We start from the raw sequence: 22,562 nt of genomic DNA, 5'->3' as shown, positions 1-22,562 counted from the left end.
TTTAAATCTCTTTATTTTTTTTCTGTTTCTTCAGTCTTTTGGATTCTTTAGTTTCAAAGTTGAAAAAGAACAGGGTTTCAAAAATCAAATATATCAGATAAAATGCAATAAAGGTGAATAAGAACTCTTTGATCTGATCCGGCACTACATAGCCTGCAATCACAAGTATTATAATAGACACCATAAGTTTCATCATCCTTAGCGATGCATACAAAAGCAATGTCTTGTTCTGAATATTTCTTCGTACACGCTCAAACAGGTATATGAAGATAAACCCGAAGACATAAAAGTAAATAGGAATAAACGGATAGCTACTAAAATAATATTGCGGCAATGCATACTGCAAAATCAATGCGCCTCCTATACCTGCAACCAGCGTCAATGCGGTGAGAATAATCAGGTAATTGCGTTTTTGTATACTCTTTTTCATATAACCTATGATATACAAACTGAAAGAACTCCGTTGCTCATTTCAATAAATCCACCTTCAACATCAACCTTATGTTCACTACCATCAGGCAATACATAAAGTACAGTACCTTTTTTTAAGGTAGAAACAATAGGGGCATGATTAGGAAGGATATTAAACGACCCGGCAGTACCGGGTAGCGTAATCACCTTTATCTCTCCATCAAATAGTTCTTTCTCAGGGGATGAAATAGTCAAATGTAATTTTTGCTCTTTCATATAGTTTATTAATTATGCACCTGCTTGTTCCAGTAATTCCTTACCCTTCTTAATGGCTTCTTCAATTGTTCCTACATTAAGGAATGCAGGTTCCGGAAGATAGTCAACCTCTCCGTCAAGAATCATTTTGAATCCTTTGATTGTATCTTCAATAGCTACCATAGCTCCCGGAACGCCGGTAAACTGTTCGGCTACGGTAAACGGCTGAGAAAGGAAACGTTGTACGCGACGGGCACGATTCACTGTCAATCTATCTTCATCGGAAAGCTCTTCCATACCCAAAATGGAAATAATATCTTGTAATTCTTTATTGCGTTGAAGAATCTGTTTCACACGTTGAGCTACATCATAATGCTCCTGTCCAACAATATGTGGGTCAAGAATACGTGAGGTAGACTCCAATGGATCAACGGCTGGGTAAATGCCTAACTCTGTAATTTTACGACTTAATACGGTAGTTGCATCAAGGTGAGTAAAAGTAGTAGCCGGAGCTGGGTCGGTCAAGTCATCGGCAGGTACATACACAGCCTGTACTGAAGTAATAGAACCAGTCTTGGTTGATGTAATACGTTCCTGCATGGCTCCCATCTCAGTAGCGAGTGTTGGTTGATAACCTACTGCCGAAGGCATACGTCCTAACAAAGCGGACACTTCAGAACCTGCTTGAGTGAAACGAAATATATTGTCAATAAAGAACAGAATATCTTTTGCACCACTTTCCGCAGCCATATCACGGAAAGATTCCGCAACCGTCAACCCTGACAATGCAACAGAAGAACGTGCACCAGGAGGTTCATTCATCTGACCGAAAACAAGTGTTGCCTGCGATTTGGCAACCTCGTCCATATCTATCTTAGAAAGGTCCCAATGACCCTTTTCCATGCTCTTCTTAAATTCTTCACCATAACGGATTACTCCTGATTCAATCATTTCACGAAGCAAGTCGTTACCTTCCCGGGTACGTTCCCCTACTCCGGCAAACACTGAGAAACCGTTATGTTTCTTGGCGATATTATTGATTAGCTCCATAATAAGCACAGTCTTACCCACTCCGGCACCACCAAACAACCCGATTTTTCCTCCTTTAGAGTAAGGCTCCAGAAGGTCAATCACTTTGATACCGGTAAAGAGTACTTCTTGTACGGTAGTCAGGTCTTCGAATTTTGGAGGATCGCGATGAATAGGATAAGCTCCTTCTCTATCAAGTTCTTTCATTCCATCAATAGAATCTCCGACAACATTCATCAAACGTCCTTTGATTTGTGGACCGACCGGCATAGTGATAGGACCACCAGTGGGATACACTTTCATTCCACGTTGCAATCCGTCTGTACTGTCCATTGCCACTGTACGGAGTGTATTTTCACCTATATGCTGTTGGACTTCTACAATCAGGCGTTTACCATTGGGTCTTTTGACCTCCAATGCATCGTGAATACTTGGCAATACCAAATCCACTTCCGACCCTTCAAAATACACATCGACCACAGGGCCAATAACCTGAGAGATGTGTCCGACAATTTGTGACATAAGCTATTTTATTATGGATAATGACTAAATAACACTTTACAAGAAAACTTTGTTCATGCGTTGAGTTTGCATTTGAACGGCGCAAATGTAACAACAAAACGAATCGGTTGTAACCCTTTTACGTTATTTTTTCTTTAGATAACTTCTTTTACACTTGCAAAAACAAACAATCGGCTATCTATGAGGCTACATTCGGTTAATCCCGAAAAAACGAATGTTAAAAAATAAAATCCCCGATAGCAGCTTTATTTGCTATCGGGGATGCTTTATTTTTAACTATTATTTCAGACTCTCACACTACCCTAGTTTGTGGATAACTAATCCCGAACGAAGCTTAGGTTCAAACCAGGTTGTTTTGGGAGGCATGATATTGCCTGTATCTGCAATATCCATCAATTGTTTCATGGAAACGGGATAAAGAGCCAGAGCTACTTTCATTTCACCGCTATCTACACGTTTGCTTAACTCACCTAAACCACGGATACCGCCAACGAAATCGATGCGCTTATCGGAACGTAAATCTTTAATGCCCAGGATTTCATCTAAAATTAAATTAGATGAAATGGTCACATCTAAAACACCAATAGGATCATTGTCATTGTAAGTTCCCGGTTTAGCAGTTAAACTATACCATTTACCATCTAAATATAGAGCGAAATTATGCAGCGCTACAGGTTTATAGATCTCAGCTCCCTTCTCTTCTACTACGAAATTCTTTTCCAAAGCAGCAAGGAATTGGTCAGAAGTAAGGCCATTCAAATCTTTTACAACACGGTTATAATCAATAATGGTTAGTTGGTTCGCAGGGAAACAAACAGCCATAAAATAGTTGTATTCTTCATTACCTTGATGATTTGGGTTTTGCTTCGCTTTCTCTGCACCGACTAAAGCTGCTGCTGCAGAACGGTGATGACCATCGGCGATATACAAAGAAGGCATAGCTGCAAATTCCTTGGTTATTACTTCAATATCGGCAGCGTCATCTACAATCCAGAAAGTGTGTCCAAAGCCATCGCCAGGAGCTATAAAATCATAAACGGGAGTACCTGCGGCGTATTTCTTTACGATAACATCAAGGGTTGCATTGTCAGGATAAGCAAAGAATACGGGTTCAATATTCGCATTGTTTACGCGAACATGTTTCATGCGGTCTTCTTCTTTATCACGACGGGTTAGTTCATGCTTCTTGATAGAACCTTCCATATAATCGGGTACGTATGCACCAACTACAAGACCATATTGGGTCTTTCCATTCATGGTTTGGGCATAGATATAGTATACTTCTTCATCGTCTTGTACCAACCAGCCTTTATCCTGGAACATCTGGAAGTTCTCGGCAGCTTTTGCATATACTTTCTCATCATGTTCGTCGGTACCAACGGGAAAATCTATTTCGGGTTTTATGATACGATACAAGGATTTCTCATTTCCAGCTGCCTCTTCGCGTGCTTCTTCTGAGTTCAACACATCGTAAGGACGAGATGCTACTTGTTCTACTAAGTCTTGTGGTGGACGAATGCCCTTGAATGGTTTAATAGTTGCCATGGATAATCTTTTTAAGGTTGTTTTTGTGAAACGCAGATTAACGCAAATTTTCGCAGATTAAATAGTTTGTTCTTTAAATGAATAGAATTCATAATAAAATAATCTGCGAAAATCTGCGTTAATCTGTGTTTCAATAATCAGTTTACTTTGAATTTGTCAATACCGTCTTTCAGGTAGCCAACAATTTGTTTTGCTGCTGCTATACCGGCATTAATGTTTGCTTCGGCTGTTTGTGCACCCATTTTCTTAGGTGTAGAGAAATAACGTTCGGCAAATAATTCTTCAAATTTGGCATGAGCTGCCGGCATGATATCAGAAACATATTTAAAGTCGGCACGTTCGTCCATCAACTTGATCAGTTCATCTTCGTTGATGACTTCTTTGCGGGCTGTATTTACAAGAACGGCTCCTTTAGGAGTATCTTTCAACAGTGCATAGTTGATTGAATTCTTTGTTTCGGCTGTTGCAGGGATATGCAATGAGATTACATTACATGTTTTGTATAATTCTTCAGCAGAGGAAAGCGCTTTCACGCCGTCTTTCTCGATTACTTCTTTGGGGCAGAAAGCATCATAAGCATAAACTTCCATGCCAAATCCTTTTGCAATACGGGCTACATTGCGCCCTACATTACCATAGGCGTGAATACCAAGTTTCTTACCCATCAATTCTGTTCCTGATGTACCATTGTAGAAGTTACGAACGGCATAGACCATTAAGCCTAAAGCCAGTTCTGCTACCGCATTGGCATTCTGGCCCGGGGTATTCATTACACAAACGTTATGGGCAGTGGCTGCATTCAAATCAACATTATCGTATCCGGCACCTGCGCGAACCACGATTTTAAGTTCTTTAGCTGCATCAAGCACTTCTGCATCAATAATGTCGCTACGGATAATTATTGCATTTGCATCTTTTACTGCATCAAGCAGTTGAGCTTTCTCTGTATATTTTTCCAACAAAGCCAGTTCATAACCGGCTGCTTCTATTTCTTTACGAATACCATCTACTGCAACCTTTGCAAATGGTTTATCAGTGGCTATCAGTACTTTCATTATAATTTTGAATTATGAATTTTAAATTTCAAGTTATAAATACCTTAAGTTTATTGAGGAATGAATTATAAACAATGAATTTTGAGTTATTGGGCATTAATCCAGCTTTCCTAACTCAAAATTCAAAATTTAAAATTCAAAATTATTTCGTTTTCTCGAATTCCTGCATGCAGTCAATCAAAGCCTGAACGCTTTCTTTTGGAATAGCGTTGTAGGTTGAGGCACGGAAACCTCCGACTGAGCGGTGGCCTTTGATACCAACCATTCCTCTTTCAGTGGCAAATTTCATGAAGTCTGCTTCCAGGTCTTTGTATTCAGGAGCCATAACGAAGCAGATGTTCATGCGTGAACGGTCTTCTTTAGCTGCTGTACCAACAAACAACTTATTGCGGTCGATTTCTGCATACAGCATATCTGCTTTTTCAATAGCACGGCGTTCCATTTCCTTCACTCCGCCCAATGCTTTGATCCAGCGCAATGTAAGCATAGCCGAATAGATTGGCAATACAGGAGGTGTATTGAACATAGATGCATTGTCAACATGTGTCTGATAGTTCAACATGGTAGGAATATAGCGTGATACTTTACCCAGCGCATCGTTCTTTACAATAACAAAGGTAAGTCCTGCAGGTGCAAGGTTTTTTTGCGCACCACCATATATACAAATGTATTTAGAAAAATCTATCGGACGAGAGAATATATCAGAAGACATATCGGCTACTACGGGAACTGGTGAGTTCAGGTCTTCAAAAAGTTCGGTTCCATAGATTGTATTATTGGTTGTAATGTGGAAATAATCCGCATCAGCCGGAATAGTATAATCTTTGGGGATGAATGTATAATTGGCATCGGCAGAAGAGGCAACTTCTACTACTTCGCCAAAGCCTTTTGCTTCTTTCATCGCTTTCTTTGCCCATACACCGGTATTGAGGTAAGCAGCTTTCTTTTCAAGGAAGTTATAAGGTACCATACAAAACTCCAAACTGGCCCCACCGCCTAAGAATAATACCGAGTACCCTTCAGGGATATTTAGTAATTCTTTGAATAAGGCTTCAGCTTCATCAACCACAGCCTGAAAATCTTTGGATCGGTGACTAATTTCCAAAATAGAGAGCCCGGAACCATTGAAATCTAAAATAGCCTTCGCAGTTTCCTCTATTACTTCACGGGGAAGGATGGAAGGTCCAGCATTAAAATTATGCTTTTTCATTTGAAGTTTGTTTTGATTAGACAAATACGTTTATTTTACGTCTTTCGACAAGGCGAAATTACAAATATTTTTCTATCCGACAAAGTTTTATTTAATAAATAGCATTTGTCAAGCACAAGGTTTAAAAACAGTGTTGTTTAGCATTAAACACCAACCAAAATGACACAAATTAGCCCTATTTTCGAAATACAGTAAGCCTATTATTGGTTAAAAACTGAATATTTACCCACCACACTTCTGACAGTTTGACACAAAATAAAGTTTTAAACTTTTATTGTGCTTCTTCAATCACCGTTTTCATTCCTTTTATCTTTTCTCCACGAATCAAATTGAGGAGTTGTTTCAGCTTATTCCGGCGTATAGACACAAAGGCATAATGCTCTTTTACATCCACACGCCCAACGTCTTCTTTGGAAAGATTTCCTTTTTTATATAGGAAGCCTACAACATCAATTTTATTCAGCTTATCCTTTTTGCCTTTTCCAATATATAATGTTGCCCATAGAGGTTTGGCAGGTAGCGGGGGCTGATCGGCGAGTGTATATTCGGGGATATCATTTCCCAGATAATCGGGCAGACTTTCTAGTTCATTTAATATAAGGAATGAGGTCCCTGTAGCATCCCAACGAGCTGTGCGCCCATTACGGTGAGTAAAGGCTTCTTCGTTTATGGGGAGATGGTAATGAATGATATGTTCAATCTCGGGTATATCCAGTCCACGGGCAGCCAGGTCTGTAGATACTAATACGTAGCAGCTACCATTACGGAACTTATAAAGTGCTTTTTCACGGTCGGGCTGTTCCATACCTCCATGAAAAGTTTCATTATATAATCCTTTCTCGTTCAATAGTTTACTGACACGGTCTACTGCATCGCGGTGATTACAGAATACGATGCTCGACTTATTGCCTAGTGTACAAAGCAGCTGATAGAGGGTTTCAATCTTATCTTTAGAAGGAGAAATGAGTTTCAATAGTTCTAAGCGGGATTCTTCTTGTTCGCCCTGAGGCAGGAAGTTTAACTTTACAGGAGATTGCAGATTGGTAAACGCGGGCAACTCTTCAATATCTGTAGCCGATAGAAGCATTCGTTTGGTAAGTCCGGATAGTTGAGAAATAATTTCAGCCATTTCATCATGAAAGCCCAGTTCGAGAGACTTATCAAACTCGTCAATGATTAATGTCTGGATCGTTTCCGGGGGGAAGTTTCCTTTGCGAAGATGATCTGCAATGCGTCCGGGAGTACCAATAATTACAGCGGGGTGGTTGCCAAGAATGCTTTTCTTTTCTTCAGCAATAGGATGCCCGCCATAGCAGCAGCATATTTTCCATGGGGTGCTCAGTGATTTGAAAACAGAGTCAATCTGTAGGGCCAGTTCGCGGGAGGGTACTAATATTAGTGCCTGGATGTTTTTATCTTCGGTTCTTAAGTTCTGCAATAAAGGTAATAGAAAAGCCAACGTCTTACCTGTTCCGGTTGGGGATAGCAGAATTATATCATTCTTTTCTTTAGCTGCTTGTACGGAGGCTTCCTGCATTGCATTCAAGGAGTCAATACCCAAACTCCGAAGAGCGCTCCCTATCATATCGTTTTTCTGTTTCATTGTGCAAAGATACGATGAAAAACAAGGAATTTCTTATTTTATTGTTCGTTTCCCATTGAGAATACATCATTTATATCTAATTTTGACCGCTTATTACAAGACAACCGTTAATAATACGAATCAGAAAAACAAAAATGCTAGCTTCAATCGCAAAATAGTAAATAGTCTAACAGTAAATTAAAAGCATGTCCGATATAAAAAAACAGCTTGCATCCGGAGTATTATATACAGCCATTGCCAAATACGCAGGTATTGTTATATCTATTGTTATAACCGCGGTATTGTCCCGGCTACTTACGCCCGAGGATTTTGGAACACTTGTTCCGGTTATGGTTCTTATTTCTTTCTTTAGTATTTTAGGAGATATCGGCATTGGTCCTGCGGTTATACAGAATCACGATTTCACGAAAGAAGATACTGAATCGGTTTTTACGTTTACGATTATTACAGGATTTATATTGGCTATTGTTTTCTTTCTTAGTTCCTGGACGATTGCATCTATTTACGAATCGGAGGTATTTGTTCTTCTGTGCCAGCTATTATCCATTTCCGTGTTTTTTTCTTGTGCAAGTGTAGTTCCCAATGCTTTATTGTATAAGGATAAGAAGTTTCGTTTTCTGGCTATACGTTCTTTTATAGTGCAACTGATAGCGGGTATAATAGCAATCGCAGCTGCGTATTTAGGAGCAGGACTGTATTCGCTTGTCATTCAATCTATTATTTCGAGTGTATTTTTGTTTATACTTAGCTATCGCGAATCGCCACTCAGGTTTCGTTTCTTCAATATCAACTGGGCTCCCCTGAAAAAGATCAGAAGTTTTTCTTCCTATCAGTTCTTGTTTAATATATTAAATTATTTCTCGGTAAATCTGGATAAGCTTATTATAAACAAGTATTTAGGAGCGTCGCAGCTGGGGTATTATGATAAGTCTTACAAGTTGATGCAAATGCCATTGCAGAATATTCCTTATATTATTACACCTGTAATGCATCCTATTTTCTCGGATATGCAGAATGATCTGGGAAGAATGCGCATCAATTATTCTAAAGTAATTAAGCTACTGGGCTTTATTGGCTTCCCTTTGTCTGTCCTTCTGTTTTTTACAGGTGAAGAGATTATTTACATCTTGTTCGGAACGCAATGGGAGGCATCGGTTCCTGTATTTAAACTTCTGGCGCTTTCGGTAGGATTTCAGATTATACTATCTACGTCCGGTTCTATTTTTCAATCGGCAGGTACTACACATTTTCTCTTTTTATGCGGGTTGCTATCTACAGCCACAATTGTTATTGCAACGCTTACAGGGGTATTTGTTTTTCAGACGCTCGAAGCGATAGGAGCGCTACTATCTATAGCCTTCACCACTAATTTCTTTATTACTTTTACAATCATGTTTTGTGTGTTGTTCAAGGCGGGGATCATGTCTTTTCTCAAACAAATCATTTCACCCATTCTACTTTCGCTCATTTTATCTGTTATATTATATGCCGTAATTCCTCTCACCGAAGATATGAATATGATTGTATCTCTCATTATCAAAGGATGTATCGCAGTAGGTATAACTGGTTTATACCTGCAATTTACCAAAGAATATAATATTCTACAGAAAGCGCGGGAGGTGATAAGGAAAATTAAAAAATAGAGGGATAGAATCATTTCATTCTATCAAAATAACAATTTGATATTCTACCAGGCTTTAAATTGCAAACTCAGGACTTGGGATAAAAGGGAAAGGGAAAATGGCAAAAGAACCGCATTATGCAGAAACAAATAAATGCATTTATGCAAAGAAAACAACCAAAAGGACACCAGAAGAAAGGAACAATAGATAAATCGACAGAAAATCGCACAACATTATATCAAATACACAATCCAACCAGCCTACTCAAAATCATTCAACCAGAGAATGAAAATCTATAAATTGAACCACTCTTTACAGTTGAGCCGCGTGCTGTCGACAGCCAAGCGCTCGGATGTCTACACTTGAGCCGCGCGCTGTCAATAGTTGAGCCGCGTGCTGTCGATAACACGCGGCTCAACTGTAGATATTATTGTGCTGAAGTAGCTCCAATCATTAATAATATGACACAAAAGCATGCCCAAAACCGGTTTTTATCATATCATTGAAGATTTTCAAAGAATATGCGTGCAAGCAAAATCGAAGAAATACAATCTTTTTTGTGCAATTTTAAGGCTTTTTGCTTTCACTAAGATATTTCAACATAAAACCTTCAAACCAATAGTTGGATGTATATTGTATGTTATCCGAGTGATACGTTAATCTTTCCTCTTTACCTGCCTGCGTCTTTGCCAGATTCTTATAGTACTGCTTCCCTTTGAGTTTACCTGATACATAAGGAATAAGAGAAAAAACAGACAGTGGGCACATCGGACAGAAGTGTGTGGTATTAATCTTACTCACTTTGGGGTTAATCGTAGCAACAAGCGCTTTAGGAATCATATAGAAGCGTCCAAAGGTGAGTTTACTACCCAGATATTTATATGGAATCTTCAAACCGGTTTCAATGACCGGATAGGTTCCAAATAACTCATATTGAAGTCCGTGGATATTATAAGTAGCAACAACCTGAGATGAGAAAAAGCCCGTAACCAATAGCCGGAATATCCTCATCAGGTCCTTGGGGTTATGCTCCTTAAGCAAATAATGCTTTTCAACCGCCTCCAAGTCACTATATAACGACTGTTCAAAACGCTTATAATATTCCGAGGGTGCTTTAACTGCATGCTTAACCTTATCCAGAAAAGCATTCACCCATTCTTCTTTCGTTTCAAATTCGGCTGTTGTATACAGTTCTGTTCCATATGCGCCACCAAAACCTAAATCATAATCTGTGGTATGCTGGAACAACTCCATCATAATACTGTTCTCACGTGGCGTAAGCCCATCCGAAAGATCATAAAAATCTCCCTTTTGCTTTTCAAGGTCCGTTTCATATATTTTTAAAGGCAATGATAACGCTTTTGCAACTTCGGTAGCAATCGTAAAATCCAATGATTTCTCACCTTTAAAAGTCGATATCCTCAAATTCAAATCAGGATAGTATTCCTTGGCCAATGAAGTTACAAACCGGCTATCAAATCCTCCGGTAATTGTGGAACCTATTTTCTTATGTTGAATAGCCGGATGATGAATAGCATCCCGCAATAAAGATAGAGTTAATGCCTTTATCTCTTTCAGAGAGTCTACCTTACGGTTATCTATTGTAACCTGAATGCCCTCAACACTCAACTCACCGGTTTTCTCGTCTATTTTTAAGTACTCAAATGCACGCAGCCGCTTTATTTTATCATCAATCGTAGTATTACCCAACCATACAGGATAAATACAATGCCTCATTGCCAAAAACTCAAAAGCCTTATACTCATCTGTGGGTACTGCACCTAAAGACGCAAACGATGAACACACCGATTTATCTGCAATACTATAAAAGATACAACGAGTCTGGAGAAAGTCTGAGAAGAGATAGATCTTGCCACCTTTATATATAATAGCCGTATATTGTCCCAAAAGCTCCTTTTTAGCTTCTGCAATACGCTCCTCTTTAAAGTTCAGCAATAAATCAGATAGATAAGCCTCTATGCCACTTTTTAGTTTATACACATAACCCAGTATGGTTATACTATCCTCTCCCTCTGTGATGTGAGTTGTTGTTTTGGCGTTATAAAAGATATCAAATCCGGATGCTACATTAAGCAGACTATCGTATTCTTTAAACTTAGGGATGTATCTTTCTTGCGAAGAGTTATCAAAACTGTAATAAAAGTCGGCCATTAGCTAATTCCTTTTTAATATGAGTGCAAAATTACACAAAAAAATACAACTAAAGATACAGATGTGACAAAAAAACCAGTAATAAGAATTCTTATCACTGGTTTTCACATGAATATTTTAAATAAGATTATCCGCCAAAGTCGTCGAACATCAACATATTACGTGGAACACCCAAGTCATACAGCATCTTTTCAACTGCTTTAGCCATCGGGCCAGGACCACACATGTAGTATTCAATATCTTCCGGAGCCTCGTGATCTTTCAGATAATTGTTAAGAATCACATTATGAACAAATCCCGCGGTATATTTCACACCAGCTTTATCTGCCTCCGGATCTTCACGGTCGAGTGCCAGATGGAACGAGAAGTTAGGGAATTGTTTTTCCAGCTCAAGAAAATCTTCCATATAGAACACTTCATTCAACGCACGTGCACCATACCAATAGCTAATCTTCCGATCAGTAATCTTCAACGTACGCAACAAGTGAAGAATATGCGAACGCAACGGAGCCATACCGGCACCACCACCCACATAAAGCATCTCGCGATCGGAATCCAGAAGCGGATGGAATTCACCGAAAGGACCGGAAATCATTACTTTATCCCCCGGTTTCAGTGAGAAGATATAAGAAGAACAGATACCTGGAGGTACTTTCATAAATCCACCGTTTACACGGTCAAACGGAGGCGTTGCAATACGAACGTTCAACATCACGATATCACCCTCGGCCGGATAGTTGGCCATAGAGTAAGCACGCATGGTTTCTTCGGTATTCTTATATGCAATATCCCACATATTAAACTTGTCCCAATCGCCACGGAAACGTTCCTCCACATCATAATCCGAATATTTGATATCGTATTTAGGAACATCAATCTGAATATAACCACCCGAAGTAAAGTTCAAGTGTTCACCCTCGGGCAACTTCACAACAAATTCCTTGATAAAAGTAGCCACATTGTTATTGGATACCACTTCACACTCCCACTTCTTCACACCAAGAACCGATTCAGGAACTTTGATTTCCATATCCTGTTTCACTTTCACCTGGCATCCCAAACGCCAGTTGGCTTGCTGCTCTTTACGCGAAAAGTGCACCTTCTCCGTTGGAAGGATCTCACCTCCCCCGGCTTCGATCTGGCAACGGCATTGCGCACAAGAACCACCACCACCACAAGCAGAAGGAAGAAATATTTTATTAGAAGATAACGTAGTCAACAGATTTGAACCGCTGTCTACTTCCACTTCTTTTTCACCATTAATTGTAATCTTAACTTTACCGGATGGCGCAAGATAGTTTTTGGCTACCAGAAGTATAACGACGAGCAGAAGAATTACTGCAAGGAAAACTCCGATACTCGCTAATATTAAAGACGTCATATTAATTCTGAATTTTAAATTTTAAATTTTCAATCCTGAGAAACACATAAAGGCCATAGCCATCAGCCCTACCGTAATGAAGGTAATACCTAATCCACGAAGCGGAGCAGGAACATCAGAGTATGCCATCTTTTCACGAATAGCAGCCAGACCAACAATAGCCAACAACCAACCAATACCCGAGCCTAATGCATACACAATAGCCCCCCAAACATCGGTAATAGCTTGCGGATTGGAAGCTTCCATGGTAATACGTTGTTGCATAAACAAAGACCCTCCCATGATAGCACAGTTCACAGCAATCAAAGGCAAGAAGATACCTAATGAAGAATAAAGTGAAGGGCTAAAACGCTCTACAGCCATTTCTACCAACTGGGTAATACCTGCAATTACTGCAATAAACAAGATGAAACTTAAAAAAGTTAAGTCAACATCTCCGAAAATACCCCCTGGCGACAACACTTTAGTCTGCAATAAGTAGTTTACAGGAAGTGTTACTACCAACACAAATATAACGGCAATCCCTAACCCCATAGCAGTCTTTACGTTCTTCGATACAGCCAGGTACGAACACATACCCAGGAAGTAAGCAAAGATCATATTGTCTACAAAAATGGAGCGGACGAATAAACTTAATAAATTACTTTCCATATTTTTTTAGTTTTAAGTTTTGAGTTTTGAGTTTTAAGTTTTGTTTTTTAGTTTCAAGTTCAATCCGCATGGACACTTAAAACTCAAAACTTAGAACTCAAAGCTTAAATCATTTTTCCTGTAATTCTTTCTCACGAGCACGTTGCACCCAAATGATACAAGCACACAGAACAAGTGCCATCGGAGGCATCAACATCAAACCATTATTGATATATCCCAATTCATAGAATGACTCAGGGATAATACGGAAGTCCAAAAGTGTACCCGATCCCAGTAATTCACGGAAGAAACCGACAATTACCAAAATCATGGCATAACCTAAACCATTACCAATACCATCAAGGAAAGACTCCCAAGGACCATTAGCCATAGCAAAAGCTTCCAGACGTCCCATCAGGATACAGTTCGTAATAATCAATCCCACATATACCGAAAGCTGTACACTTACATCATAAGCAAACGCCTTAAGTACTTCACTTACAATAGTAACCAAAGCAGCAACAACAACCAACTGAACAATAATACGAATACGATTAGGTATTGTATTGCGCAGCAAAGAAATGATCACATTGGCAAAAGCTACAATCACAGTAACCGAAAGTCCCATTACAATAGCCGGTTCCAGCTTAGCGGTAACAGCCAAAGCCGAACATATACCAAGCACCTGAACAGTAACCGGGTTATTTATATTTAGTGGAGATGAGAATACCTCTTTATTCTTCTTCGAAAACAATTGACTCATATACGGCTTTCCTCCTTATTCTTTAGTTAAAAAATTACTGTAATGAACCAGGCAGTTCTTAAGCATATCCTGAACAGCTACGGAAGTAATCGTACCTCCTGAAATCCCATCCACATAGTCCTGACCAGCAGCAGTTTTACCCGGCTTAACCACGGCAATTGATACCAACTGACCATCTTTCATAATATGCTTGCCTTTAAAAGGAGCCTGGAAAGGTGCAGTAGATATTTCAGCACCAAGTCCCGGAGTTTCACTGGCATGAGAGAAATAAGTTCCGTAAACCGTATTCTTATCTTCATCTAAAGCAACATATCCCCAGATAGCCCCCCAAAGACCACTACCATATAATGGAATAATGTATTTCGTCTGCCCTTCTACTTCGGCAACATACAATGCAAATTCATCTTTTGATTCGCCCAAAGCAAAACCTCCGGTTTCGGCTTTCACAGTACTATTAGCATCAAGGATCATATCTTTCTTGATATACTTTTCATACACAGCTTGCGCATCCTGTCCTTTAGTATCCACATTCAATGCACTAAGGATCTGCTTCATTTTATCCAGCTCAACATTCTTATCTTGAATCGGTTTCAATGAAGAAGAAGTAAACGCAAGCACAAACGCTACGATAACAACCATTACCGAAGCATAAATTATAGTATAAGCATTACTATTTGTATTCATTGTTATTCGGTTTAATTGTTAGACTTAGCAAGACGTTTTTCTCTACGGCTGATATTGCTCTGAACTACGTAGTAGTCAATCAACGGAGCAAAAATATTCATCAACAAGATGGCAAGCATCATACCTTCAGGATAACCCGGATTCAATACGCGAATCACAATAGCCATCACCCCGATCAGGAATCCGTAGATATATTTCCCGGTTTCGGTACGTGCAGCAGTAACCGGGTCGGTAGCCATAAATACAGCACCAAAACAGAAACCACCCAATACCAGATGTTCCCACCAAGGCATATGAGCCATAGCTGTATCAGGACCGAACATATTAAAAATCAATCCCATAAATGCACCACCGAAGAATACGGAGAACATCACTTTCCAACTTGCAATACCGGTTAATAATAACAAGGCGGCACCCAGCAGAATAGCAATAACACTTGTTTCCCCGATTGAACCGGGAATCAACCCAATTACCATATCCCATGAAAACTCTGGGAAACCGGTAGCAGTTGTAGCCGTCGAAGCTTCACCAAGTGCAGTCGCAGCAGTCAAACCATCAACGCTTTTTCCTATTCCTAAAATACTATCGCCTGATACCCATACGGCATCACCGGACATCTTAGTCGGGTAAGCAAAGAATAAGAATGCACGGGCAACTAAAGCCACATTAAACACATTCATACCTGTACCTCCAAAGATTTCTTTTGCAAAAATTACAGAGAATGCAGTAGCTACAGCAAGTATCCACAACGGACAGTCAACCGGAACGATCATCGGTATCAAAATACCCGAAACCAGGAACCCTTCCTGAATTTCTTCGTTCTTCCATTGAGCCACAACGAACTCAATACCAAGCCCTACAATATATGATACTATAATTTTAGGTAAAACAGCCAGAAATCCATAGGCAAACATTTCCCAGAATCCACCTTCGGCACCAGTCAGAGTAAAATGCTGATAACCTACGTTGAACATACCAAAAAGCAAAGCTGGTACCAACGCTATTACAACGATTGACATAATACGCTTACTGTCTATCGTATCGTGAATATGTGTCCCCGATTTCGAAGTAGTGCTGGGTACAAACAAAAATGTTTCAAACCCATCAAATACCGAGTGAAATGCGTGGAGCTTGCCGCCCTTCTCAAAGTTCGGCTTTATCTTATCGAGATATTTTCTTAACGCTTTCATTTATTAAGTTTTGAGTTATAAGTTTTGAGTTTTAAGTTTTGAGTTATGGGCTTTGAGTTATGAGTTCCGCATGGAAACTTAAAACTCAAAAATCAGAACTTAAAACTTATCAAGCCATTTCAGCACGAAGGTTATCCAATCCTGCTCGAACAATGCGTTGTAATTCCTGCTTTGAGGAACAAACAAATTCACACAGAGCAAAATCTTCAGGAGCTACTTCATAGATACCTAATTGCTCCATACGATCAATATCCTGGGCAAGGATTGCTTTAATCAGGTATTCCGGATAGATATCCATCGGGAACACACGATCGTATTCGTTAGACATGATCATATTACGCTTACCACCTTTTATACGGGCATCAAGCTCATAGTCACGCTTCATAAACTTATCAAAAATCCAACTAAAATATGAATGATTAACACTAAACTGATTGAAACGAGGCATGATAAAGCCAAGGAATTCGTGAACATCATCTCCTTCGGGAATAACAGTCAGTTGCGTATCGAAAGCACCAAGAAAACCATCTTTAGTAACCTGTTTTCCGGTCAACACATTTCCACTTATACGTCGTAAATCGATACCACGGCTTACATTAAACTTAAAAATATTAGTCAAAGAAGCACCTAGAATCAACTTACAATAAGCAGGCTTAAACACCTCCGAACCGGTCAACGCCACAGTACGGGTAAAGTCGATATGACCAAGGTTGAACAAACGACCGATAAGAATAACATCTGCCGCTGCAACAGTCCAAACCACTTCACCTTTATTTATAGGAGATACATGATGAATCTGCACACCTACATTACCAGCAGGATGAGGACCATCGAAAGTTGTTACAGTTACATTTTTAGCCTTAGTCAGCGCAGCAGTTGTTTGTTTTGCGCTAACACCTAAATACGTTTTAGCAATTTTAGCTAATGCATCAAGGCCTGTTTGAAAGTTAGATTCATCACCTTTTAGTTCGAATTCAAAATTCGGAGCCAAAGGTTTGCTGTCAAATGCAGAAATAAATATAGCTTTAGGAGCTACAGAAGGGTCTGCAATAACGTCATATGGACGTTGCTTTATAAAAGCAAACAAGCCAGCTTCCATAAGTGCCGACTTTACTTCTTCGGTAGAAAGTTTAGCTACATCTTTCTTACCAAACTCCACGTAATTTTGTTCTGCAGTAGCTTGTACGGTAATATTCATCACCTTACGACGCTCGCCGCGTTCTACTTTTGTCACTACCCCACTAACGGGAGAAACGAACTTTACTTCAGGGTGGTTCTTGTCTACAAACAAGGGTGCCCCAGCCATCACACTTTCCTGTTCCTTCACAACCACTTTCGGAGTCACTCCCGGAAAATCATCCGGCACGAGTGCAAATAATTCCGGCTTACTCACCGAAACAATCTCTTCTGCAGCTTTGCCCTTCAGGCTAATGTCAAGGCCTTTACGTAACTTTATTACATTTGCCATGCTATAATAAATAAATGGTTTCTTAATTTGCCCGCAAAAGTAATAAATAATAATGGGAATTTAGAGGAAACAGAAAAGAATTAAAGAATTATTTCTTTAATTCTTTTTGTTAACGCACACGTCAATAAAACGAGCCCAAAACAGCAATCATAATCACCTCTCTAAATGGCCATTTCTCTAATTAAAGATAAAAAAAGCAAGTTATCAGAACAAAACCATCTTATAATATGTTATAAACAGAAAATTAAGCAACGAACAAGCATCAACATTTATATAAAAAGGAGACTAAATACACTACATTTCCCAAATGAAACTATCAAATAGTAACTCAATATTTAAGAACTTATTTTATATTAAGAAAACAAGTGGAAAATGCGACACTCAACAGAACTCGTTTCATTAAGAATGCTAATAAGAATAAAAAACTTTCAAGGCAAAAACTTCTTTTGCATATATGAAAAACATAAAACTATAAATCTTTTGTTGCTATTAAAAGAAAAAATTATCTTTAGATGGCACAATTTTACAGAATATATCTATATTTGCAAGATGTTACATAAAAAATACAATATTCTATGAATCGTATTTGGATTAAATTTTACCTATTTTTTGCTGTTATATCATTCTTTAACAACGGGTTAATACGAGCACAGGAGATAAGCAACTATGACAATTTAACAATCGACGACTATTCCAGCTTAACTCTCCCCCCATTGGATGTACTTTTTGAAAACGCCAAAAATGCACCCAGCTATGAATTCAACGAAGTTAATGAAATGGTTGAACGTAAAAAACTAGGCAAAGAGAAGAGAGCTTGGCTAGGTTTTTTTAGTATTCGCGGTAGCTACCAATATGGAACATTTACGAACGACGGTTCCTACACCGATGTCTACACACAACCTTTTGCTACTTACAACAAAACGACCCAACACCTGTATTCCGTAGGAGGAGGTATCAGTATCCCACTAGATGATTTGTTTGACCTGGGGGCCAGAGTTAAACGCCAGAAACTTGTAGTGCGAAGTTATCAATTACTTAAAGAACAGAGGTTCGAAGAAGTCAAAAAAGACATCATTACGTACTACACTGCAGCAGCTTCTCAATTAAATATTTTGAAATTACGTGCAGAATCATTAGTTTTAGCAAATGTTGAATATGCAATCGTAGAAAAAAACTTTGCTAACGGGACAACAACCTCCAGAGAACTCGCTCTTGAAAAAGAACGGCAATCCGTTACAAAAGAGAGATACGAGAGCAGTAAAGCCGAGCTAAACCGGAGTTTGATGATACTGGAAGTTATCACCCAAACCCCTATTATCAGGAAATAACAAAACAAGCATTTATGGAATATATTTTATACTTTTGTCGATTCTTATATCGTATACGCTGGTGGCTTATATTTGGATCAGCGATAATTACACTAGCTGTAATTCTGGCTACGATGAATATGAAAAGAACTTATACAGTAGAAGCGACACTATACACTGGGGTTGTTTCGGGTTATACGATCGAAGGAACCGGAACCACCGACTGGGCGGCAACAAATAACGCAATAGACAACCTGGTTAACATCATTAAGGCAGAGAGCACACTTAAACGTGTATCTTATCGTTTATACGCTCGCAATATGATTAATGGTAACCTGGAAAAAGACAACCAATATCTTACCGCAGAAAGCTTCCGCGAAATATATAACCGTACCAAAGGCAATAAAGATGGAAAAGCCCTTCTTGCCCTGATTGATAAAAACAGCGAAGAAGAAACGGTTAAAAACATGAGAAGGTATGAGCGCCCTACTCCAGATAACTTTATCTACGGGTTGTTCTACTGGAATCACTGGCATTATAGTTATGAAGCTTTGAAGAATATCACTGTTACGCGTAAAGGAAGTAGTGACTTATTACAAATCAGTTATTCTTCGGCAGATCCGGGAATTGCCTACAATACAATCAATATCTTATTAGAAGAATTCGTAGATGAATATAGAGCTATTCGTTACGGTGAAACCGACAAGGTTATTGAATACTTCCGTCAGGAACTTGCACGCGTTGGACGTGAACTACGTATAGCCGAAGACTCGCTTACCTTATATAATATAGAGAAGCGTGTAATCAACTACTATGACGAAACAAAAGAAATTGCTGCTATCAACAAAGAATTTGAACTTAGAGAGCAAGACATTCAGCTATCGTACAGTAGTTCAAGAGCGATGCTTGATGAGCTTGAAAAGCAGCTGGATATAAATGTACAACAGCTCAGGACAAATGCACAATTTGTCAATAGCTTAAATCAAGTATCTGCATTAACCAGTAAGATATCTGAAATAGAATCATTTACATCAGGCGCATCAGAGACTGAAAGTCAACGTTTAAATGATTATAGAGCTCAATTAAGAATAGCAACAACTAATTTGGAAACCTTTTCTGCACAGTATGTTGAACATTCACATACCAAAGAAGGTATAGCCAAGAGTTCTATTGTTGAACAATGGTTGGAACAAATTCTTGTTTTTGAAAAAGCAAAAGCCGAATTGGAAGTTATTCAAAGAAGTCGTCAAAACTTAAACGACAAATACATCTTCTTTGCACCGGTAGGTTCTACCATCAAGCGTAAAGAAAGAATGATCGACTTTACCGAACGCAACTATCTTTCTACATTAGAGAGTTATTATGATGCTTTAATGAGAAAGAAAAACCTGGAGATGACTTCGGCCACATTAAAGGTATTAAATCCTCCGGCATTTCCTATTGCTGCCGAACCAACCAACAGAAGAAAGATCGTAATGATCGCTTTCCTCGCCAGTCTCCTATTTATCACAGGTTTCTTCTTATTGGTAGAACTACTCGACCATACCCTGCGTGATAAAATGCGTGCAGAAAGAATTACCAAAGGAAAAGTATTGGGTGCCTTCCCTGCCAGAGCACGTCTTAAATACAAGAACTTCAATAATGCTTATATATCCATAGCAACCAAATTCCTCAGTAGTTCTATTTTAGGGTTCTTCAATGAGAAAAAAGAAAACCAACCCTATATCGTCAACTTCATCAGTACGGAGCCAGGAGATGGAAAGAGTTATCTATCAGAGAACCTGTTGGAGTATTGGAATAATATGGGAATGAAAGTTCGTAAACTATCTTATGAAACAGACTTTGATATAAACGACAGTAAATATTTACTAGCAGAAAATATTCGTGATATAAGTCCGAATACCAATGAAGACGTCTTAATTGTAGAATATCCAAACCTGAAAGACAATAACGTCCCCAGTAAATTATTAGAAGAGGCGAATTTGAATTTACTTGTTACTCGCGCCGATCGTTCCTGGAAAGAATCTGATAAATTGATTTATGAAAAATTGAAGTCTCAAATTGGAGAAACTCCACTATACTTCTATTTGAATAAAACAAGCAGAGAGGCTGCAGAGAACTTTACCGGCATGCTACCACCGTATACGTACCTAAGAAAATTGGGCTACAGACTGTCACAACTTGGTTTGACAGAGCGTATGGACAGAGATAGCTTGAGAACAAAAGAGAATGAGTAAAAAAGAATCGAATAATAACGTAGAAGCATTCAGGCCAAGAGGTGGTATAATTTTTATCACCTTATTGGCTATTGCCGGACTATATCTGATATATGATTTTATATCGACCGGCGAACCGCTTTCTGCCATGATTTTCGCAGCGATACCAGTAGGAATCGTGATATTTGTTGCGATGATCAGATACTATCATCGTATATTTTACATTCTATTCCTTTCACACTTTTTATTTCTATTAATAAGTTCCCTTATTGACTTAAGAATCGGGGTTGCTACTTTGGTTTTTAACTTAGTCATTACCTTATTTATTATAATAGCAAGCGTATATAAAAGCACCAGTTGGAAAGATAGTTTAAATGGAATGTTGACGCTTTTCATTGTCTGGGGTGGGTTTTGTGTTCTTCAGCTTGCCAATCCGAACGCAGTCCTGGAGGCATGGAATGCAGCTATTTCCAATTACCTTGTTTATCCCATTATATGTGCCATCCTTGTACCTCTATGTATTCGTGAATACCGGAATGTAGAATGGTTGCTCATTATCTGGTCCGTTTTTATCATTTATGGTGCGTTTAAAGGATACTGGCAAAAATCACATGGTTTCAATGAGCGCGAAATGGTCTTCCTATATGAAAAAGGGGGTGCGGAAACACACATCATCTGGTCGGGTATCCGGTATTTCTCTTTCTTCACAGACGCCGCTAACTTTGGAGTACACTCGGCTATGGCCTCTTTAGGATTTGGTTTATCCGCATATTTTGCCAGGACCAAGTGGCTAAAGGTCTATTTCACTATTATAGCAGCACTTGCTGTTTATGGAATGTTTCTTTCAGGAACCCGCGCTGCCCTGGCAGTGCCCGTTGGGGGACTTATGGCATTTGCAATTATCTCTCGCGGATGGAAAACCCTCTTTGCCGGTATATTTGCCCTGTTGGTTATCTTTGTATTCTTCCGTTTTACTACGATCGGTGAAAGTAATCAGCAGATAAGAAACATGAGAACGGCTTTCAGACCCGACGAAGATGCTTCTTATCAGGTTCGCGTTCAGAACAGGGAACTCGTAAAAGAATATATGGCCAGTAAGCCTTTCGGATATGGCCTTGGGCTGGGAGGAAAGGCCAGTCGTTATAATCCGAAAGAGTTAATGCCCATCCCTCCGGATTCATGGCTTATCAATGTATGGACAGATACCGGTATCTTCGGTATATCGCTTTATGTACTCATACACGCCATCCTGTTTGTCTGGTGTTCCTGGATACTTATGTTTAAAATATCAAATAAAAGACTTAGGAATCAGCTTTCAGCATGGCTCTGTGTAAGCGCAGGGTTCTTTATAGCAGCATATGCAAATGACGTTATGCAGTACCCTAACGCCATTCTGGTATACATCGGATTTGCAATTTGTTTTGCAGCTCCTAATATAGAAAAAGAAGAAAGCGGCAAGGTGCCGCTGCCAGATTCGGCAAATAATAAAAAGAACTAAG

18 protein-coding genes and 1 pseudogene are annotated in these 22,562 nt (G+C 39.1%); 5 read left to right on the top strand and 14 right to left on the bottom strand.

The genetic code is table 11. The features are described 5' to 3' along the window. Position 1: 1 nt before the first annotated feature. From D0T87_RS11880 to D0T87_RS11850, 7 genes are all read right to left on the bottom strand, one after another. Positions 2-430 carry a hypothetical protein gene (locus D0T87_RS11880; RefSeq protein ID WP_163175351.1) on the bottom strand — a complete coding sequence of 143 codons (429 nt, stop codon included), beginning with the start codon at positions 428-430 and terminating at the stop codon, positions 2-4. 5 nt (positions 431-435) lie between these two features. After that, positions 436-687 carry a F0F1 ATP synthase subunit epsilon gene (locus tag D0T87_RS11875; RefSeq protein WP_163175350.1) on the bottom strand — a complete coding sequence of 84 codons (252 nt, stop codon included), beginning with the start codon at positions 685-687 and terminating at the stop codon, positions 436-438. A gap of 12 nt (positions 688-699) precedes the next feature. After that, positions 700-2,217 carry a F0F1 ATP synthase subunit beta gene (gene atpD, locus D0T87_RS11870; protein WP_163175349.1) on the bottom strand — a complete coding sequence of 506 codons (1,518 nt, stop codon included), beginning with the start codon at positions 2,215-2,217 and terminating at the stop codon, positions 700-702. Between the two features lie 297 nt (positions 2,218-2,514). Further along, positions 2,515-3,762, bottom strand: coding sequence for a DUF1015 domain-containing protein (locus tag D0T87_RS11865; protein WP_163175348.1), 1,248 nt, complete (start codon positions 3,760-3,762; stop codon positions 2,515-2,517). Positions 3,763-3,899: 137 nt separating this feature from the next. Next, entirely contained in the window at positions 3,900-4,817 is a 918-nt protein-coding gene (locus D0T87_RS11860) for an NAD(P)-dependent oxidoreductase (protein WP_163175347.1), read from the bottom strand. 142 nt (positions 4,818-4,959) lie between these two features. Further along, positions 4,960-6,027, bottom strand: a complete 1,068-nt coding sequence (gene serC, locus D0T87_RS11855; RefSeq protein ID WP_163175346.1) for a 3-phosphoserine/phosphohydroxythreonine transaminase — start codon at positions 6,025-6,027, stop codon at positions 4,960-4,962. Between the two features lie 271 nt (positions 6,028-6,298). Continuing rightward, positions 6,299-7,630, bottom strand: a complete 1,332-nt coding sequence (locus D0T87_RS11850) for a DEAD/DEAH box helicase (protein WP_163175345.1) — start codon at positions 7,628-7,630, stop codon at positions 6,299-6,301. 185 nt (positions 7,631-7,815) lie between these two features. On the opposite strand from D0T87_RS11850, the gene D0T87_RS11845 reads away from it, so the two are divergent. Together D0T87_RS11845 and D0T87_RS11840 are read left to right on the top strand one after the other, a co-directional pair. Further along, positions 7,816-9,273, top strand: a complete 1,458-nt coding sequence (locus D0T87_RS11845; RefSeq protein WP_163175344.1) for a lipopolysaccharide biosynthesis protein — start codon at positions 7,816-7,818, stop codon at positions 9,271-9,273. A gap of 116 nt (positions 9,274-9,389) precedes the next feature. After that, positions 9,390-9,551, top strand: a complete 162-nt coding sequence (locus tag D0T87_RS11840) for a hypothetical protein (protein ID WP_163175343.1) — start codon at positions 9,390-9,392, stop codon at positions 9,549-9,551. A 268-nt stretch (positions 9,552-9,819) separates the two neighbouring features. Here the strand turns inward: D0T87_RS11840 and D0T87_RS11835 are convergent, their stop codons facing one another. The 7 genes and pseudogenes from D0T87_RS11835 to D0T87_RS11805 form a co-directional block, all read right to left on the bottom strand. Further along, complete coding sequence (locus D0T87_RS11835) at positions 9,820-11,424, bottom strand: asparagine synthase-related protein (RefSeq protein ID WP_163175342.1); 1,605 nt, start codon at positions 11,422-11,424, stop codon at positions 9,820-9,822. Between the two features lie 127 nt (positions 11,425-11,551). Next, on the bottom strand, positions 11,552-12,805 hold the full coding sequence (gene nqrF, locus D0T87_RS11830) for an NADH:ubiquinone reductase (Na(+)-transporting) subunit F (RefSeq protein WP_163175341.1): 1,254 nt from the start codon (positions 12,803-12,805) through the stop codon (positions 11,552-11,554). Between the two features lie 21 nt (positions 12,806-12,826). After that, entirely contained in the window at positions 12,827-13,456 is a 630-nt protein-coding gene (gene nqrE, locus D0T87_RS11825; RefSeq protein WP_163175340.1) for an NADH:ubiquinone reductase (Na(+)-transporting) subunit E, read from the bottom strand. Positions 13,457-13,565: 109 nt separating this feature from the next. Continuing rightward, positions 13,566-14,198, bottom strand: coding sequence for an NADH:ubiquinone reductase (Na(+)-transporting) subunit D (locus tag D0T87_RS11820; RefSeq protein WP_163175339.1), 633 nt, complete (start codon positions 14,196-14,198; stop codon positions 13,566-13,568). 15 nt (positions 14,199-14,213) lie between these two features. Next, on the bottom strand, positions 14,214-14,882 hold the full coding sequence (gene nqrC / locus D0T87_RS11815; protein WP_163175338.1) for an NADH:ubiquinone reductase (Na(+)-transporting) subunit C: 669 nt from the start codon (positions 14,880-14,882) through the stop codon (positions 14,214-14,216). An 11-nt stretch (positions 14,883-14,893) separates the two neighbouring features. Further along, positions 14,894-16,072, bottom strand: coding sequence for an NADH:ubiquinone reductase (Na(+)-transporting) subunit B (locus tag D0T87_RS11810; RefSeq protein ID WP_163175337.1), 1,179 nt, complete (start codon positions 16,070-16,072; stop codon positions 14,894-14,896). Between the two features lie 109 nt (positions 16,073-16,181). Next, positions 16,182-17,613 (bottom strand): annotated as a pseudogene (locus D0T87_RS11805) (Na(+)-translocating NADH-quinone reductase subunit A). Positions 17,614-18,115: 502 nt separating this feature from the next. On the opposite strand from D0T87_RS11805, the gene D0T87_RS11800 reads away from it, so the two are divergent. The 3 genes from D0T87_RS11800 to D0T87_RS11790 all read left to right on the top strand — a co-directional run bounded on the left by D0T87_RS11800 (position 18,116) and on the right by D0T87_RS11790 (position 22,561). After that, a complete protein-coding gene (locus D0T87_RS11800; RefSeq protein ID WP_163175335.1) occupies positions 18,116-18,868 on the top strand; it encodes a TolC family protein in 753 nt (250 codons plus the stop codon). 113 nt (positions 18,869-18,981) lie between these two features. After that, positions 18,982-21,084, top strand: coding sequence for a hypothetical protein (locus D0T87_RS11795; RefSeq protein ID WP_239063636.1), 2,103 nt, complete (start codon positions 18,982-18,984; stop codon positions 21,082-21,084). Next, on the top strand, positions 21,077-22,561 hold the full coding sequence (locus tag D0T87_RS11790) for an O-antigen ligase (protein ID WP_239063634.1): 1,485 nt from the start codon (positions 21,077-21,079) through the stop codon (positions 22,559-22,561). The genes D0T87_RS11795 and D0T87_RS11790 overlap by 8 nt, the downstream gene beginning before the upstream one ends. The last annotated feature ends 1 nt before the right edge of the window (position 22,562 follow it).

It is taken from the genome of Bacteroides sp. 51 (genome assembly GCF_010500965.1).
Taxonomy (GTDB): domain Bacteria; phylum Bacteroidota; class Bacteroidia; order Bacteroidales; family Bacteroidaceae; genus Bacteroides.
Note: the sequence above shows the minus strand (reverse complement) of the source record. Positions and strands in the feature narration are given on the sequence as shown.

Excerpts from the sequence above, each read along its gene's own strand:
- D0T87_RS11880 (WP_163175351.1), bottom strand. The coding sequence starts at position 430 with ATGAAAAAGAGTATACAAAAACGCAATTACCTGATTATTCTCACCGCA.
- D0T87_RS11875 (WP_163175350.1), bottom strand. The coding sequence starts at position 687 with ATGAAAGAGCAAAAATTACATTTGACTATTTCATCCCCTGAGAAAGAA.
- atpD (WP_163175349.1), bottom strand. The coding sequence starts at position 2,217 with ATGTCACAAATTGTCGGACACATCTCTCAGGTTATTGGCCCTGTGGTC.
- D0T87_RS11865 (WP_163175348.1), bottom strand. The coding sequence starts at position 3,762 with ATGGCAACTATTAAACCATTCAAGGGCATTCGTCCACCACAAGACTTA.
- D0T87_RS11860 (WP_163175347.1), bottom strand. The coding sequence starts at position 4,817 with ATGAAAGTACTGATAGCCACTGATAAACCATTTGCAAAGGTTGCAGTA.
- serC (WP_163175346.1), bottom strand. The coding sequence starts at position 6,027 with ATGAAAAAGCATAATTTTAATGCTGGACCTTCCATCCTTCCCCGTGAA.
- D0T87_RS11850 (WP_163175345.1), bottom strand. The coding sequence starts at position 7,630 with ATGAAACAGAAAAACGATATGATAGGGAGCGCTCTTCGGAGTTTGGGT.
- D0T87_RS11845 (WP_163175344.1), top strand. The coding sequence starts at position 7,816 with ATGTCCGATATAAAAAAACAGCTTGCATCCGGAGTATTATATACAGCC.
- D0T87_RS11840 (WP_163175343.1), top strand. The coding sequence starts at position 9,390 with ATGCAGAAACAAATAAATGCATTTATGCAAAGAAAACAACCAAAAGGA.
- D0T87_RS11835 (WP_163175342.1), bottom strand. The coding sequence starts at position 11,424 with ATGGCCGACTTTTATTACAGTTTTGATAACTCTTCGCAAGAAAGATAC.
- nqrF (WP_163175341.1), bottom strand. The coding sequence starts at position 12,805 with ATGACGTCTTTAATATTAGCGAGTATCGGAGTTTTCCTTGCAGTAATT.
- nqrE (WP_163175340.1), bottom strand. The coding sequence starts at position 13,456 with ATGGAAAGTAATTTATTAAGTTTATTCGTCCGCTCCATTTTTGTAGAC.
- D0T87_RS11820 (WP_163175339.1), bottom strand. The coding sequence starts at position 14,198 with ATGAGTCAATTGTTTTCGAAGAAGAATAAAGAGGTATTCTCATCTCCA.
- nqrC (WP_163175338.1), bottom strand. The coding sequence starts at position 14,882 with ATGAATACAAATAGTAATGCTTATACTATAATTTATGCTTCGGTAATG.
- D0T87_RS11810 (WP_163175337.1), bottom strand. The coding sequence starts at position 16,072 with ATGAAAGCGTTAAGAAAATATCTCGATAAGATAAAGCCGAACTTTGAG.
- D0T87_RS11800 (WP_163175335.1), top strand. The coding sequence starts at position 18,116 with ATGAATCGTATTTGGATTAAATTTTACCTATTTTTTGCTGTTATATCA.
- D0T87_RS11795 (WP_239063636.1), top strand. The coding sequence starts at position 18,982 with ATGAATATGAAAAGAACTTATACAGTAGAAGCGACACTATACACTGGG.
- D0T87_RS11790 (WP_239063634.1), top strand. The coding sequence starts at position 21,077 with ATGAGTAAAAAAGAATCGAATAATAACGTAGAAGCATTCAGGCCAAGA.